Annotated in this window: 16 protein-coding genes; 11 read left to right on the top strand and 5 right to left on the bottom strand. The window is 35.0% G+C overall.

Annotation, left to right across the window (positions count from 1 at the left end; genetic code table 11):
• Nucleotides 1–7: 7 nt before the first annotated feature.
• Both QPL79_RS07265 and QPL79_RS07260 read right to left on the bottom strand, forming a co-directional pair.
• The gene (locus QPL79_RS07265) at nt 8–1,414 is read right to left on the bottom strand and encodes a lyase family protein (RefSeq protein ID WP_285274143.1); all 1,407 of its coding nucleotides are present in this window, start codon (nt 1,412–1,414) and stop codon (nt 8–10) included.
• Nucleotides 1,415–1,441: 27 nt separating this feature from the next.
• Nucleotides 1,442–2,632, bottom strand: coding sequence for an argininosuccinate synthase (locus QPL79_RS07260; RefSeq protein WP_285274142.1), 1,191 nt, complete (start codon nt 2,630–2,632; stop codon nt 1,442–1,444).
• A 105-nt stretch (nt 2,633–2,737) separates the two neighbouring features.
• On the opposite strand from QPL79_RS07260, the gene QPL79_RS07255 reads away from it, so the two are divergent.
• Nucleotides 2,738–3,418 (top strand): ACT domain-containing protein, encoded by a 681-nt coding sequence (locus tag QPL79_RS07255; RefSeq protein ID WP_285274141.1) that lies wholly within the window; start codon nt 2,738–2,740, stop codon nt 3,416–3,418.
• A gap of 153 nt (nt 3,419–3,571) precedes the next feature.
• Here the strand turns inward: QPL79_RS07255 and QPL79_RS07250 are convergent, their stop codons facing one another.
• Nucleotides 3,572–4,636 (bottom strand): branched-chain amino acid ABC transporter permease, encoded by a 1,065-nt coding sequence (locus QPL79_RS07250; RefSeq protein WP_285274140.1) that lies wholly within the window; start codon nt 4,634–4,636, stop codon nt 3,572–3,574.
• Nucleotides 4,627–5,529 carry a branched-chain amino acid ABC transporter permease gene (locus tag QPL79_RS07245; protein ID WP_285274168.1) on the bottom strand — a complete coding sequence of 301 codons (903 nt, stop codon included), beginning with the start codon at nt 5,527–5,529 and terminating at the stop codon, nt 4,627–4,629. Before QPL79_RS07245 ends, QPL79_RS07250 begins: the two co-directional genes overlap by 10 nt.
• Before the next feature lie 214 nt (nt 5,530–5,743).
• Here QPL79_RS07245 and QPL79_RS07240 point away from each other — a divergent pair, with 214 nt between their 5' ends.
• The 4 genes from QPL79_RS07240 (at nt 5,744) to tsaA (ending at nt 9,623) form a co-directional block, all read left to right on the top strand.
• On the top strand, nt 5,744–7,087 hold the full coding sequence (locus QPL79_RS07240; protein ID WP_285274139.1) for a penicillin-binding protein activator: 1,344 nt from the start codon (nt 5,744–5,746) through the stop codon (nt 7,085–7,087).
• 143 nt (nt 7,088–7,230) lie between these two features.
• Nucleotides 7,231–8,010 (top strand): ABC transporter ATP-binding protein, encoded by a 780-nt coding sequence (locus QPL79_RS07235; RefSeq protein ID WP_438839356.1) that lies wholly within the window; start codon nt 7,231–7,233, stop codon nt 8,008–8,010.
• Between the two features lie 6 nt (nt 8,011–8,016).
• Nucleotides 8,017–8,733 (top strand): ABC transporter ATP-binding protein, encoded by a 717-nt coding sequence (locus QPL79_RS07230; RefSeq protein WP_285274137.1) that lies wholly within the window; start codon nt 8,017–8,019, stop codon nt 8,731–8,733.
• Nucleotides 8,734–9,095: 362 nt separating this feature from the next.
• Complete coding sequence (gene tsaA, locus QPL79_RS07225) at nt 9,096–9,623, top strand: tRNA (N6-threonylcarbamoyladenosine(37)-N6)-methyltransferase TrmO (RefSeq protein ID WP_285274136.1); 528 nt, start codon at nt 9,096–9,098, stop codon at nt 9,621–9,623.
• Nucleotides 9,624–9,663: 40 nt separating this feature from the next.
• Here tsaA and QPL79_RS07220 read toward each other — a convergent pair whose 3' ends face one another.
• Nucleotides 9,664–10,002, bottom strand: a complete 339-nt coding sequence (locus QPL79_RS07220; RefSeq protein ID WP_285274135.1) for a hypothetical protein — start codon at nt 10,000–10,002, stop codon at nt 9,664–9,666.
• Between the two features lie 303 nt (nt 10,003–10,305).
• Between QPL79_RS07220 and QPL79_RS07215 the strand changes: the two genes are divergently transcribed.
• The 6 genes from QPL79_RS07215 to QPL79_RS07195 all read left to right on the top strand — a co-directional run bounded on the left by QPL79_RS07215 (nt 10,306) and on the right by QPL79_RS07195 (nt 16,012).
• Complete coding sequence (locus tag QPL79_RS07215; protein ID WP_285274134.1) at nt 10,306–11,775, top strand: gluconokinase; 1,470 nt, start codon at nt 10,306–10,308, stop codon at nt 11,773–11,775.
• 15 nt (nt 11,776–11,790) lie between these two features.
• Nucleotides 11,791–11,964 (top strand): hypothetical protein, encoded by a 174-nt coding sequence (locus QPL79_RS07210; protein ID WP_285274133.1) that lies wholly within the window; start codon nt 11,791–11,793, stop codon nt 11,962–11,964.
• Between the two features lie 232 nt (nt 11,965–12,196).
• The gene (locus tag QPL79_RS09285) at nt 12,197–12,475 is read left to right on the top strand and encodes a helix-turn-helix domain-containing protein (protein ID WP_350309098.1); all 279 of its coding nucleotides are present in this window, start codon (nt 12,197–12,199) and stop codon (nt 12,473–12,475) included.
• A gap of 82 nt (nt 12,476–12,557) precedes the next feature.
• Nucleotides 12,558–14,039: an FGGY family carbohydrate kinase gene (locus tag QPL79_RS07205; RefSeq protein WP_285274132.1), complete on the top strand. Its 1,482-nt coding sequence runs from the start codon at nt 12,558–12,560 to the stop codon at nt 14,037–14,039.
• Nucleotides 14,040–14,115: 76 nt separating this feature from the next.
• Nucleotides 14,116–15,018: a dihydrodipicolinate synthase family protein gene (locus tag QPL79_RS07200; protein ID WP_285274131.1), complete on the top strand. Its 903-nt coding sequence runs from the start codon at nt 14,116–14,118 to the stop codon at nt 15,016–15,018.
• Entirely contained in the window at nt 15,011–16,012 is a 1,002-nt protein-coding gene (locus QPL79_RS07195) for a D-isomer specific 2-hydroxyacid dehydrogenase family protein (protein WP_285274130.1), read from the top strand. Before QPL79_RS07200 ends, QPL79_RS07195 begins: the two co-directional genes overlap by 8 nt.
• Nucleotides 16,013–16,041 lie beyond the last annotated feature (29 nt).

Here is a 16,041-nt window from a genome sequence, read left to right as displayed (position 1 = left end):
TACCAAATTAGCTTAAAAGCGCTGAGGTACACTTTTCAATGAATAGTGAAATGCTTTTAACAATATTTCTGTCTCTTTCGAGCCTTGTCCAGGCATCTTCAAGTATCTTCTTAATGTTTATCTCGATGGGTTTGTTCTTGACTATGTTCCAAATATCGACATGCGATAGATTAAGTGAAGATAGAAGCTTTGAAACACATTTCGAATCTATTGCGCTACACTCCTTGAATAATCTAGCAAGACTTAGATAAACCTCTCTTGCCGGTCTTCCATTAGTTAAAGCAATATACTCAACTAGGTCACTACTCCAACATGGTTTATCCTCAATATATTTTTGAATAACATTCTCATTTATGTTTAAACCATTTATAAAATCTTTAACTATTTCCAACGTCTTTTGAACAACTTCAAGAGACTGCATAATTGCGTTATTTATTTCCTGAAAATCTAGATTGTAGCCATACGGAAGGCCTTTGTATATAGATTGAGACTCAAAACTCAATCCACAAACTTTTGAGGCATTGGCTCTAACAATTTCCATTGTGACAAGGTTTCTCTTATGGGGCATTATACTACTTGTTGCTACATGTTCAACAGGTGGGTTTAGTGCATTTGGTATTAGACTATTCAAAAATATCATGTCCTCCGCAAATCTGCTTAACTCGAGCATTATAAGTGATAACATGTTTAGATAGTGAAGAACGAAAAGTCTTGAACCTGTTGCATAGTATGGTGGTATTGCTGTGTTATCCAGACAAAGAAGATTCCCAATAAAATCTCTATCAATATTTACAAGACTGCCACTTGCCGCTCCAGAACCAAGGGGATTTTCTTTGAGTAAGTCAAGTCCTTGGTAAAGCATTTTCCAAAGATTAGCCAATGTATACTCATAAGACATGAAGAATATTGATGCTGAACCACATTGAGCAATCTGTTCATGTGTAAAGAATGGTATTATTATACTTCTAAACTCCGTTGCTTTATGCAACAAAGCTTCTCTAACCTCTAAAAGCTTGTATAGGATGTTAACAATGTTGTCTCTTATGTAAAGCCTCAGAACAGCTGCTATATGGTCATTCCTGCTTCTACCAATTGCCACATAGCCTGCATCAGCATCTGAAACATCATGTAAATATGCTTCAAGTGCTTCAAAAGCATCTTCATACAATGTATTTGATTTTTCAATCCACTTATACAAAAGTTCTCCATTAGATTGAAAAACTTCCTTAAGCTTTCTCAGTATCTCCTCTCCATGGTCTTTCGGAATTACTCCATGATTCATTAGCGTTTTTACATGCGCCATCATAACCATTGTGATGTATTTAACAAGTCTCTTATCCGTTTCTAAGCTAGAGAAGTAGCTTTCAATAAAATCCTTTGTCTGTCCTATGTATATTCTATATCGTAGAGTCATACCATTTGCTCCTCAAGAAACAAGACATTACTTACTATTTCTAACCTTTAACGATGTTAATGCATACATTCCATGTATCATTATAAATCCTCTAGCCTCCTCATCTGATGGATACCACCCAGTGTTGTAGTCTATGACCTCTCTCGAATATAGAGAATATGGACTGTTTCTTCCCACTACTGATAAAGAGCCTTTAAAGACCTTTAATTTAACCACACCACATATGTATTTGTTCATAGAGTTTATAGAGCTTTCCAAATGTGTTCTTAAAGGATCTATCCAAAGACCTTGATAAACCAAATCAGTCCACATTTCATCAATGAGTCTCTTGAATCTTAGTTCTTTTGGTGTTAAAACCATTCTTTCCAAATCCTGATGTGCTTCTATCAATGCCAATGCGGCAGGAGCTTCATAAACCTCTCTACTCTTCAATCCAACAACTCTGCTCTCTATCAAATCTATTCTGCCAAATCCATGAGAGCCTAAGAACATGTTTAAATATTTTATCATCTGAACAGAATCCATTTTTTCGTCATTCACCTTAACTGGAATACCTTCGTCAAATTCTATGCTAATGTAAGCTGGCTTATCAGGAGCTTTTTCAGGTGGCATGGTCCACGCAAATGCGTCTTCACCTGGTTCTTTAAGTGGGTCATCAAGCTCTCCTCCCTCTATGCTTCTAGACCACAAGTTTTCATCAATACTGTACTTCTTATGTGTTTCAGGAACTTTGTAGCCATACTCGCTAAGAATCTTTATATTGACGCTTCTTGTTAGCTTCAACTCTCTAACAGGTGCCAATATCTTTATGCCTGGCTTTAGATATGCTTTCAAGGTTAAATCAAATCTGACTTGGTCATTGCCTTTGCCAGTACATCCATGTGCTACAGCATCAGCGTTCTCCTCCATAGCTATTTCAGCAACTTTTTTTGCTATTAATGGTCTTGCAAGAGCTGTTCCAAGTGGGTATTTCCCCTCATACAAAGCGTTTGCTTTAATTGCTTTGAACACATACTCTTCAGCAAATTCCTTCTTTGCATCTATGGTATAATGTTTAGATGCTCCAAGCTCATATGCCCTCTCCTCAACACCTTTCATATCATCTTCTTGCCCCACATCAACTGTAACTGTTATAACATCAGCATTGTATTTTTTCTTCAACAACACTAATATTGTTGAAGTATCTAACCCACCTGAATACGCTAGTACAACCTTCAATTGATTTGCACCTTAAATTTTATTTTATAGTTTTTAGAACGCATTTTTCCAGTTAGTGAAATGTTTATAACTAATTGTATCAGATATCTGTTATAGGTGGAACAATTGTCGTCAGTATCAGATATTGTTACAGATGTTGTTTCCAGTGATCCAATAATTCAACAGTGTATTGGAAGAGGTATTGTTAACTATAGTAAATTAGCAAAAATGTTGCATCCCATAATCTCGCAATTGCTTGGAAAAGAAGTATCTGTTGACTCAATTAAAATGGCCTTAATAAGGTATTCTAGTAAAGCTGGAAGAGAAAGGCAAGTTAGGAGAGAGGTTCTTGAGGTATTAGCAAGATCCTCAATTGAGATAAGAACAGATATAACTATTGTAACACTAAGATCATCTGCGCTTAGCTATGTCATAGCCTTTCTAAGTAAGTTAATGTCCGAAGCTAGATTTATAGCCATAATGCAAAGCGTTAAAACAATAACAATTGTGTTAGATAGGGAAACAGCTAATGAGTACTTAACAATAATAAAGAGTGATGATGTTATTAATGTGCAAAAAGATCAAGCAGCAATAATTATTGTAAGTCCAATTGAAATAGTGACAACTCCAGGGGTCTTAGCCTATATAGCAAATGTGTTAGCGCAAAACAATATAAACATTACTCACATCGAATCATGTTATACAGATACAATAATCATTTTATCTAAAAATGATGTTGAAAAAGCATTTAGCATTATAATGAAGCACATAGATAGTGCAAGAAAAAGACTTGAGAAAGGAGTTTGAAACATTTTTATTGCTGTTTAGTTTTTCTTCAAGTTGAAGAAGATTCTATATCTCATTTGAAAAGACCCTAGTTTGCACCATATATCATTGTAGATAATTTATGAATATTTGTATTAGGGTTTACTCGCTTGTCATATAAATAAATAGTTTAAATTAGCTAGTGAATGATGCAACTTTTCTTTTAATGTCCTCAAGCTCTTTTTTAGAAACAGTGGTTACAGGCTTTTCTGGTAGGATTCCTTGAGGTCTAAAGAGAGTTAGCAGTATTATCACCATACCTATTAGTATGTACTCTAGCCAAACAGGGTCTATTGGAATAAGTTCTGAGATCTCATACTTGTATATGGATATGGTGCTTCTAGCTATAGTAAGTATTATAACTCCTAGAGCAACCCCAAGATTGTTTCCAACTCCACCAAGCATTATGTATGCCCATGGTAAAAATGTCCAGCTGTATCTTGTGAAGATATCTGCTCTCACACTTTTTGTAAATATGGAGTAGAGAGCTCCTGCTAATGCCGCCATTGAAGAGCCTATAACAATGGCATAGATTCTTACAATCATTATATCTCTTCCATAAACTTGTGAAGCGAGCTCAGAATCTCTAACAGCTCTCATAACCCTTCCCAAAGGCGATTTACTTATTCGCTCAGCGATTAAGTAGCAGAAAATAGCCATTAAGACTATGAATAGCATGACTGCAAAACTCTCATATGCGCCTGTAAAACTGAAAAAGGATGGTGCAGCAATGCCCAATGTTCCTCCAATTATTTCAGGAGAGTTATATGTAATTGTTCTAAGTATTTCACCAAACGACAATAGTGTTATACCTAGATAAGACTCTTTAAGTCTTATTGCAGGCAATGCTGTTAGCAAACCTATTAAGGCTCCAAGTAATACTGCTGTCAAAATTGCCAATACTAAAAGGGTAATTGATGCTATAGCATGTGTAGATAGATAGTTGTTTATTTGTGTTATTATTGGTGCATTGTAAGATATGAACTCACTACCTGTAGGAGCTCCTATTAAAGTAGCTGCAACTCTGCCTATTACACCACCAACAGCTATAGATCCTACCAATGCTGCTGTTAATCTTCCAAATTGTGGAATACCAGTAAACCCAACTTCTATGTTGAGGCTAAGTGATAGTATTAAGTATATGCTGAAATTTAAAATAATGTTCATTAATATATATGTTAGTCCTGATTCTAGCGCCATCTCCTCTCCACCAACCCAGCTAAGCCCCTTGGATATAGAAGCAGTGTTGCTACAAGCATTATCAAGGGTACTGCAAATCTATATGAGTAAATCCATGGAAAAACAGCTGAGAGATAGTATGGAATCAATCTTTCACTTAATCCAACAAGAAGCCCACCTAATAAACCACCTAAAATATTTTGCAAACCTCCAACAATGGATCCAGCAAAGTAGAGTACTATCAAGTCAGAACCTATAGAGCTTGTACCTTGTGTAATCATTGTTAAAAGGCCTCCAGAAAACCCTGCCAATAACCCTCCAATAAACCATGCAAGTGCATAGATTTTATCAGTATTTATCCCAAGAATTGATGAAAGCTCTGGATTCTCTATAGAAGCCCTCATTGCTATTCCAGTGCTTGTCATATTCAAAAACATGTATATAGAAACTAGAAATGCAAGAGCTGAAAAAGGTGCTACTAGGTAAACACCTTTAATAGTAACACCATATATTGTAGCTATTGTAACATCCTTTAAAACGATATTTACACTTCTAATATCCCATCTGTAAACATTTGCAAGATAATCTATAACAACATTTAGAAAAGCAAATAAAACAAAATCTGCACCTAAAGTAACCATCATCAGTGTTATTTCAGATGCTTTAACCTGTATCAACCTTCTAATTACCGAAACATATATGGCAATACCAAATAAGCCAGTAATTAATGCAGCAATAGGCATAAATAAATATGGTGAAGAATCAAAAAGCTTATAAAGTATAAATGTTATGTAAAATCCCCAGCTAACCATAGATGCATGTGCAAAGTTGAATACACGTGTTGATGCATACCACAAGGTTATTGCAGCACATCCAATTGCTAATATAGATGCATAGGCTATTGATGTAAGCACTATGGGCAACATACTACTTTCTACACCACGTCTTAGCGACTTAGTCAAAAATGGTTTGTAGGGTATAAAATACTTTATTCAGCCACAAATACATAGACTATAGTAAGTAACATGAAATTGATTTATATGATTATAAATCTGATTAAAATATTTATAGCCCTCAAAATAGCATATACATGTATAGTAACTACGATAGATGTAAAGGTGTATAAACATGAAAAACACCATAGCAATTGGCCTAATCATAGTAGCACTAGTCGTTGGATATGGTATAGGCTATGCATCATACTCGCTTATGTCTAAACCTGGAGTACAAGCAACTCCCACAGTATCCTCAGTTGCTCCCTCCACAATAACGTACACTGTAACAACATATGCTACCCCAATAGCTACAGTACTTTCAGGAGACATTCCAATAGGAGCACTATTACCATTATCGGGTGCACTAGCAACTTATGGAGCACAATGCAAAGAGGCATTTCTTTTGGCTGTAAATGATGTTAATGAGTGGCTGCAGAAACTTGGTAAACCATGGAGATTGAAACCCTATGTTGAGGACACAGCTGTTGATCCTAATATTGCACTAAATAAGTTGATGGATCTTGCAGCAAGAGGTGTAAAAGTTGTTGTTGGCCCCATGGCCAGTAGCGAGGTTAAAAATATTAAGAGTTTCGCTGATTCAAATAAAATACTAGTTATTTCACAGTCATCAACATCTATGGAGCTTGCAATACCAAATGACTTCATATATAGATTTGTGCCTCCAGACAAATACCAGGGAATTGCAATAGCTCACATTCTGTGGGAAAGAGGAGTAAGATATGTTGTTCCAATATGGAGAGGTGATACATGGGGAGATGGACTAGTTAATTATACAAAAACAGAGTTTATGAAATTGTGTAGTAGTGTTGGTGGAGGAAACTGTGGGTTCGATAATGGAATAAGATATGATCCAAAAGCACAGGAGTTTTCAACAGAAGTTGCAAAACTTAATGACATTGTTACAAACTATGTGAATAAATATGGCAAGGACAAAGTTGGTGTACTGGCAATATCCTTTGAAGAAGTGGCAAACATATTTACAGAGGCTTTGAAATATCCAATACTTGCTGAGGTTAAATGGGAAGGCTCTGATGGAACCTATGGAACATCTAAACTTGTTGAAAATAAAGAACTTGCCGACTTTGCTGCAAAAGTAGGATTCTGGAATACTATGGCTGCTCCTGGCCAATCACCATTGAAGGACTCAGTTAGGCAAAGACTTATTCAAAAACTTGGCCAAGAACCCATACCCTATGCATACTTCACTTACGATGCTGTATGGGCTGTTGCACTAGCTTTAGATCATGTTGGTAAATATGATGGTGAAGCCATAAGAAATGCAATTCCTCTAGTACTTCAAATGTTTATTGGAGCTTCAGGACATTTCCAACTTGATGAAAATGGTGATAGAGCAACAACAGATTATACAATTGGTGCTGTAGTTAAAGAAGGAGATAAGTATGTATGGAAGGAGGTAGGAGGGTTTATAAACGGTCAGCTTGTGATATATAGTTAAAGCAAAAATATGAAATGAAGATCATGTTTTAAAAATTAATATATTTTTAAACTAACTCATTTTAATTTATATGTATAGTTGTGTATAGTATATGCATAAATTTTTAAAAACTAAAAATAATCCAAGTAAGTTATGTAAACTGGGTGAATGCATTGAGCCACGCTAATTCAAATGGTTCTATACTATCTACGAGGAATTTAACTAAGCGATTTGGAGGAGTTGTGGCACTGGATTCTGTAACAATAGATGTTCAAAGAAATAGCATAACATTGCTTATAGGCCCTAATGGCGCTGGGAAAACAACTTTTGTTAATGTTTGTACTGGTGTTTTGAAACCTGATTATGGCAAGGTCTTGTTTAATTCCATTGATATAACTGGATGGCCTCCTTATAAAGTTTATAGCCTTGGATTTGCAAGAACATTTCAAATACCACAGCCATTTAGAAGCTTAACTGTTTTGGATAATGTTCTTGTTGCTATGAAGAGTAGGGGCGAGAATCCATTGAGAGCATTAGTTAAAAGAAGTTGGGTTAGGGAGGAGAAGGAGAACATTGAAAAAGCATTTAAAATACTTGAAGTTGTTGGTCTTGACTCATACTGGGATTGGGAAGCTTATAAGCTTGGTGCAGGCCATCTAAAAATGCTTGAAGTTGCAAGAGCTCTTGCCTCAGGAGCAAAGCTTTTAGCTCTTGATGAACCAATTGGTGGTACAGACCCTGGATACGCCTCTAGAATTTTTGAAAGATTAAGCAAAATTAGAAGTATTTTGGATGTATCATTTCTTGTTATAGAGCACAGAATTGATATAGCTTTAAAGTATGCTGATAATGTCTATGTTATGGATAGGGGAAGAGTTGTTGCAAGTGGAACTTCTGTAGAAATTTTGAAGAATCCTAAGGTAGCTGAAATCTATTTAGGGTAACACCAATTGGTATTATTACAAATAAGAAATCTGTACTCAGGATATGGAAAAATAAGGGTTTTGTTTAATGTCAATATAGATGTTTCAGAAGGTTCTATCACAGCTATTATAGGCCCCAACGGTGCTGGAAAAACAACACTTCTTAATAGCATATATGGATTGGCAGACATCTATAGTGGTGAAATCATATTTAATGGCAGTAACATAGCTGGTTTAAAGCCACATCAAATCTCATTGCTTGGAATAGGCTATGTACCACAAGTAAACAATATATTTTCTAGTCTATCTGTATATGAGAACTTGAGACTAGCTGCTGTAGGTTTGCCAAAGTCTCAGTTTCTGAAAAGAGTTGACGATGTTTTAGAGACTTTCCCCAAGCTCAAGGAGTTGATAAATAGAAAAGCAGGTACATTGAGTGGTGGTGAAAGAAGAATGTTGGCAATAGCACTAGCATTGATGAAAAATCCAAAGCTGCTTCTACTCGATGAGGTAACAACAGACTTGGCACCAATAATGGTTAAAAGAGTTTTGGAAAAAGTTGTTGAGCTAAGAAAAAAGGGTATAACAATTCTAATTGTTGAGCAATATGCTCACAGAGCACTAGAAATAGCTGATAGGGTATATCTACTTGCAAGTGGTGAAATAAGATTTGCAGGAGAGCCCAAAGAACTTTTACAAAAGAAGGAGCTTTTAGAACTATATCTAGGTATTCAAAGCCTGTAGCTTTAAAATAAATTTAGACATTATCAGCACTGTTTCTCTTCAAAGAATTGTAAATTGCATTTCTCTACAGATAATCTAGGTAACTTCTCTCTATAAACATGCATCATATTTGATTTTCATTAAGTGATTTAGGGACTTGAAACGTCTTACTATAAAATCAACATTTTGCTGCTACTTAAACAGTTCTATATCCAGTACAAGATAAGTAAGTAATTAATGTAATAAGAGTCATGAATTGTATTTACATTTTCACGTTTGTATAACTATTTTTGTTTCTACTGCTTATCTTCAGACAACATATAAAGCATTAGTAGTAAAGCATTTATGTACAATACAATGTATATATTGATGGTGTTAATATCTTGTCTCTTAGTTGCATTGTTTTAAAACCAATTGGTATTGTAAGGCATGGTTATAGCGATGAGCATGTAAAGGAGTCTATAAATGGTGTTGACGGTATTATTGAGATTTTTCCTGAATATAGAGCTGGGTTGAGAGGTTTGGAGGGATTTTCTCATATAATTATTTTAGCTTATCTTCATAAAGTTTCAGAAAACACAAGAAATGTGTTAGTTGTAAGACCTAGGGGCTTGGCTAGGAAACTGGGGATTCCACTACATACCTTGCCTGAGGTAGGTGTTTTTTCAACAGATTCTCCACATAGGCCAAACCCAATAGCTTTAACAATAGCAAAACTAAGAGATGTAGATAAAGACAGTGGTTTACTGTATGTCGAGAACATAGATTTATATAACGAAACACCTGTATTAGATATAAAGCCCTACACTCCATCAAGAAGAGTAGACAATGTAAAAATACCTCAATGGCTCGAAAATATATTGAGCCAAATGAAGCAGTCTTCTCAAAATCCATTTAATGTTAAATATTAAAATTGAAAAATAAGGTTATGTTTTTATTATTGAAGTGGTATTATCCTGATCTCTTCCTTTCTTCTGACCTCCTCCCCGTCATTAGGGCGAGGCTTTCAGTTATAACAATGTACATACCAGCAGTATATGCTTGAACTGGCCTTATTTTACCAGCTATTGTATATACTGCTACACCTACACTAGCATCTAAACCACCTATGCTCATAGCACCTGCAAGTATGTGTAAAATGCTGAACACTATTGACCATACTCTTCTTAGTGGCATCTTTGCATACATATCCATAGCACCTTCACCAAAAACCACAGTCCGTCTACCATGGAGATAGCCAGGACTCAAGTTCTTGAGAATAACAGCCCATGTGGATACCCATAATAACATCAGCCCAAATGCTGCACCACGTCGTGTAGATAATACTACCTCACCAGATCCTATAGCTTCGGCTGCTCATACAATACCTGGGCCAACAAATGATGATGCGGATAGCCAGATTAGTAGGGCTGAATACAAAATCCTTTTACTACTCTTTCCTTCATTACCTGCCATACTACACACAGTTAACACTACCTTGTTGATTCAACATAGGGTTAATAAGGGTAAAAATAAAACTAATATTTTATAAACTTCTTATCTTTGTATTTCATTATTAAAGTTTAACATAATAATTACTAATGGTAAATAATGATGATTGTAGCTATAGATATAGGTACCTCATCTGTGAAGACCGCACTAATGGATTTTGAAGGCCACATAGCAAAGGAGTGTACACAACCTGTAAACCTTCACATGCCGGAGCCTGGTGCTGCTGAACATGATCTTGATGAGATTTTAAAAAATATTTTTAAGTGCCTCAAGCTTGTGGTTAAGGGTTTTGAGAAAAAAGTTGAGGCTTTGTCTTTTAGTTGTTATCTCCATGGCTTAGCATTACTTGATCAAAAACTTAACCCTCTTACAGGTGTTTTAACTCATCTCGATACCAGATCTGCTATTTATCAAGATGAGGTTTCTGCTCATGGCCAGAAACTGTACATGAGAACTGGTTGTCCGCCTATATTTGTTTACCCATTAACTAAGTTGATGTGGGCTAGAGCTAGAGGTTTTCTTGAAAAAGCTCATGCTATTAGTTTTGTAAAAGACTATGTAATTTATAAATTAGCTGGTATAAGAGCACTAGACTATGGAACTGCATCTGGAACAGGTTTAATGAATATACACAAGCTTAAATGGGATTCTCTAGCCTTGGAAATAGCAAATGTTGATGAGAAGATTCTTCCAGAGATTGTTGAAGGAGCTAAAGTTTTAGATTATAAATCCTTTCCTGATCTTGGGCTTGAGAAAACAGCTGTAGTTTTAGGTTCTTTCGATGGAGCTCTTCAAAACATAGGTTATAGCGTATATGAGGATGAGGGTGTTATAAACCTTGGTTCAACAGCTGTCATAAGAATTCTCAAAAAGGATGTTGTTTTAGATAAAAGAGAAGAAATGAGGTTTTTCTGTTACTATGGTGCTGATGGTTATAGAACCATTGGAGCTGCATCAAACAATGGTATGACGTTTTTAGAATGGATTAGAGAAAATATTGTTAAGTCTTCTCAATGGAACGAGTTTTTGAAAATGATTAAAGAGGTTAAAGCTTGCAGTGAAAATGTATATGTTTTGCCTTTTATATCTGGTGAAAGATTCCCATTTAGAGATCCATACCTAAGATTAACTATTTTAGGGGTCGAAGTACATCACAAAGTTAGTCATATAGCTAGAGCAGCTATTGAGGGGGTTGGATACACATTGAAAACAGCTCTAAATGCTATGGAGGAAAATGGTATTGTTATAAAAAGTTTGCATTGCGGTGGTGGTGGATGTAATCTTCTAGAAGTGGTAAAAATTATTTCAAATATTCTGGACAAGCCAATAACATTGTATAGTGGCGATGTAATGAGAATGGCTAGCGCATTAGGAGCTATGATAGTAGCTATAAGAGCTTTGAATTATGTAAATGATATAGCTAAAGCAAAATTGGATGTAATAATAAAATCACAAGCTGATGTAATATCACCTGAAGCTCAACTAAAGAATGTTTATGAGAAATGCTATGAAAAATTTTTAATCTATGTTAAGGAACTTGCAAAAACTTATAAATCTATCTACAAATTATAGAATGAAGTTACTTCTTTGCCTAAATATCACATTGCAAGCTATGCTATAGCAGTTAAAGCTTCTGCCTCAAGTCTATTTGGTGAACTATCTAGGCATGTTAATGATCCTGTAATTCTTTATGTAGATAGAGATGATAAAGAGAAGCTATACCTCACTATTGCTGTAATCTCAAAGCATTGGAGCATTTAAAAGAATATTCGAATGAAAAAATATACAGGAACTTGGGTGTGGTATCTTTTGAAGAATTAAAATTTGATTCTCATAGCATTATTCTTGCAGTAAAGGAATGCTGTGAATTTTTTCAGCTTATCAATGATTACAATATCAGAATTGTGAAGCCTTATATTATGTTTCATGGTCTTAGAAAATTCTGTGCATATGGGGATCGAAGCAGTGTTGAAAGATTTATCGATAATTTGTTATCATATTACAGCCCAAAAATATAGCTTTTATTGCAAAATCTCTTCTAAATTGTGTAAAAGACATTGTTCACGAAATAGCTAAAAGCTATACACTTTCAATACTTACTAGAAGAGAGCTAGAAATTCTTTTAAAAGCTTATGAAACAGGGTATATACTTGCACCTAGGCGAAGCAGAGGATTGAAGAAGCTATCACAATTATTAGGTTTATCTAAACTCTCTATATATGTCACTTTAAGAAAAGCTATAAATAAAATTATTGAAGAAGTAATTATGTAGCAATAAATAAAATAACGATTTTATTTATTTCTTATTATTCTAATTATATGAATTTCAATTGGACTATTATGTGGTGAAAACTTTGAATTTATTTAAAATAATTTCTATAGATATAGGTACAACATATATCAAAGCTTCTATGACAATTTTCGATGATAAGAATTTTGAATTTTCCATTAAAGAAATGATTAATTCAAAACATGTTATAGTATCTAATGAGAAGGTGTATGAGCATATACCTGCACATGTACTTGGTGAAGCTAAGAGACTTGCAAAACATTTAGTTAAAAACTGGGGTAAACCAGATGTGCTAATATTTTCATCTTACCTATTTTCATTGGTTTTTGTTGGTAGAAATGGTGAGTTTTATAGCAATATTATTACATGGCTTGATAGAAGATCTGAAGAGGTTTTAAATTATGTTAAGGTACATGGTGTTGAAATTTATAGAAGAACTGGGTGTCCTCCACTTCCAATCTATAACTTACCCAAGATTCTCTACTTCCTACAGCGAAATCCTGACATTGTTAAGAAATCGTTGTTGCTAGATGTAAAGGCTATGCTAATGCTACATTTTACAAATGAGCCTATTACAGATTTGTCTAGTGCAAGTGGTTCTTATCAACTTTTAAACATATTCAAGCTTAAGTGGGATGATTTCGCATTGGAAATTGCAAATGTAGATGAAAATCAGTTGCCAAGGATTGAGGAAGGTGATTATATACTGCATTTAAGATCTGATGTGGCTAGGGAAATGGGTCTTTCTGAGGATGTTTCAGTTGTGCTTGGATTATATGATGGAGGCTCTATGATATTTGGACTTACTGGTGGTGAAAGAAGTGTTGGTGTTATCAATATGGGTACTAGTAGCATGCTTAGAGTTACAAGTGAAAAACCTGTTATAGATATGTCAAATAATATGAATTTGCAAACATATTATCTTTACAGAGGTATTTGGATTCCTGGTTTAGCATTGAACAATTGTGGAATTGTTTTAGAGTACATAGCTAAACTAATTAACACAAACATTGAAGATGTTGTAGAAAATCTCTATAAGATTAACATTGAAGAGTTTATTGCAAAACCCACGCCAGTGGTAATACCACTGCTATACCCAGAGAGACACCCGAGAATGTCTAGGGATATAGGTGTTTGGGTTCTTGGATTGAGAGAGGGATTGAACATGAACTTATTTCTAGCGTCTATTGCAGAAGGACTTGTATTACTGCTGAAGCTTATTGGAGACATTATTCAAGGTTGTGGTATAGACTATGAAAAGATTGTGGCTAGTGGCAAAATAGCGCAAATACCTTTTATAAAAATGCTTCTTGCCAGCACCTTCAATAAAAATGTTGTATTTACGAAGATACCAGATGCTGTACATGTAGGTAATTCTTTACTAGCCTTAACTTCACTAGAAAAGGCAGTTTTTAAAGACCATATCTACAAAATATCATCAAAATTTTCAGCAGATGTTGTTAAACCCAATAGCAAATTAAGCGATAAATTAAGTAAAGACTATGAAATATTCAAAAAGGTTTTAGAATTCATTTTAATGATGTAGCAGAAATATATTTTAAAACATGGTTTTATATAAGCTTTATTTACTTTCAGCATTGAAAAGGTATTAGGTGTTAATTGTGAAAAGAAATGGTATAATCACTGCTTTAATAACATCGTTATCAAAAGATGGAGAACTTTGTGTAGACTGTTTGAAACAGTTGATAGAGTTTCAATATAAGAATGGTGTTCAAGGGCTGTTTCTAACAGGTACATATGGCGAGGGAGTTATACTTCCAAAATCTATAAGGCTAAAGGTTTTTGAAAAAGCTCTTGAACTCTCTCCTAAAGACATGTATTTACTGCCACACATAGGATCAGCTAGTATCGATACTGTTATAGAGCTTGGCAAAAATGTTAAGGATCTAGGCTACAAAGAGGTTAGCATTGTGGCTCCTCCATATCATAGACCTAGTAAAAAAGGTTTAGCTGAGTTCTTTAACCATGTAGCATCCAAGATAGAGCTAGATATCATTATATACAACAATCCTGGGCGTGTTGGATACAATATAACACCTGATGATTTTCAATACATTGTTGATAATGTGAAAAGTGTTAAGGGTATAAAGGATACTAGTAGAGATGTTGATCAATTATTAGAATATGCTAAGAGATTTAAAGATAAGTACTTTATTGCTGCAGCTGGAGATTCATTCATGTTCTACGCATTTGCCATAGGAATCCCAGCTCACATATGTGGAATATCCAACCTCATTCCAGAAGCTGCATCGAAGTTGTATAGCTATGTTCTAAAAGGTGATTTAACCAAGGCTCTAGAGCTTCAATACCAAGTCAACAAATTAAGAAAAGCTTTAACTAAGCTTTCTAATGAGGTTCAAGAGGCTATAAGAGAACTCTTGAAATTTAGAGGAATTGATGCTGGTTACCCACCTGTTCAAATGATTCAAGAATTTGATTCAAGAAGTGTTGAAGTAGCTAAGAGAGTTTTGGATGAAGTGCTTCAGGTGCTAAGTAGTGATTAGAATAGCTATTGTTAATTCTAAGTCCTTTGGTTTATATACCGATGCCATTGAAAAACTTAAAAAGCTTGGGATTGTCGATAGACTTGAGGTTCCAAGAGACTATAGAGGCAAGCTCTTAGCTGAGAAGCTAAGAGGGTATCATGTTGTTGTTGCAAGTGTTACCCCAATTTACGATAGAGAATTCTTTGAGAATAACCAAGATGTTGTTCTTATTGTTCGTCATGGTATTGGATACGACAATATAGATGTTAAAGCTGCTGAAGAATTTGGAGTTACAGTTGCTAGGGTACCTGGTTGGAGAGAAAGAGAAGCTGTTGCGGAACACACAATTGCTCTTATGTTAAGTGCTTTGAGATATGTCGTTCAATCCTATGAAGCTGTTAAACAGGGTAGGTGGGGCGATAGAGCAAAGTTCATAGCTAAAGAGCTTAGCTCTTTAACAGTAGGAGTTGTTGGACTGGGGAACATAGGGTCTAGAGTTGCTGAAATACTTTCAAAGGGTTTTGGAGCTAAAATAATTGTTTATGATCCTTACATACCTAGGGAAAGAGTTGAGCAACTAAGCTACAAATATGCTACATCTTTAGAAGAATTAGCTAGGGAAAGCGATATAGTAACACTCCATGCACCTTTAACAAATGAAACTTATCATATGATCAACAGGAATGTGTTGAGCAAGATGAAGAAGGGTGTTATAATAGTCAATACCGCTAGAGGAGAGCTTGTTGATGAAGATGCGCTGTGTGAGTATCTTGAAAATGGAACTATAGCAGCTTATGCAGCAGATACAGTTGAGAAAGAGCCTATAGGCCCTGATCACAAATTGTTGAAATATCCAAATGTGATTATAACACCACATATAGCTGCATATACATGGGAGTCTCTTAAAGGTATGGATGAAGCTGTTGTGGAGGCTATAGTGAATTATTTAGAGAATAAGCCTATAGATGGTGTAGTTGTTAAACCAAGAATTTCAAGACCTTTGAAAACGTAATGAATCTAGGTATAATTAGAGAGATTTTA

The organism is Ignisphaera cupida (assembly GCF_030186535.1).
GTDB lineage: Archaea > Thermoproteota > Thermoprotei_A > Sulfolobales > Ignisphaeraceae > Ignisphaera > Ignisphaera cupida.
Note: the sequence above shows the minus strand (reverse complement) of the source record. Positions and strands in the feature narration are given on the sequence as shown.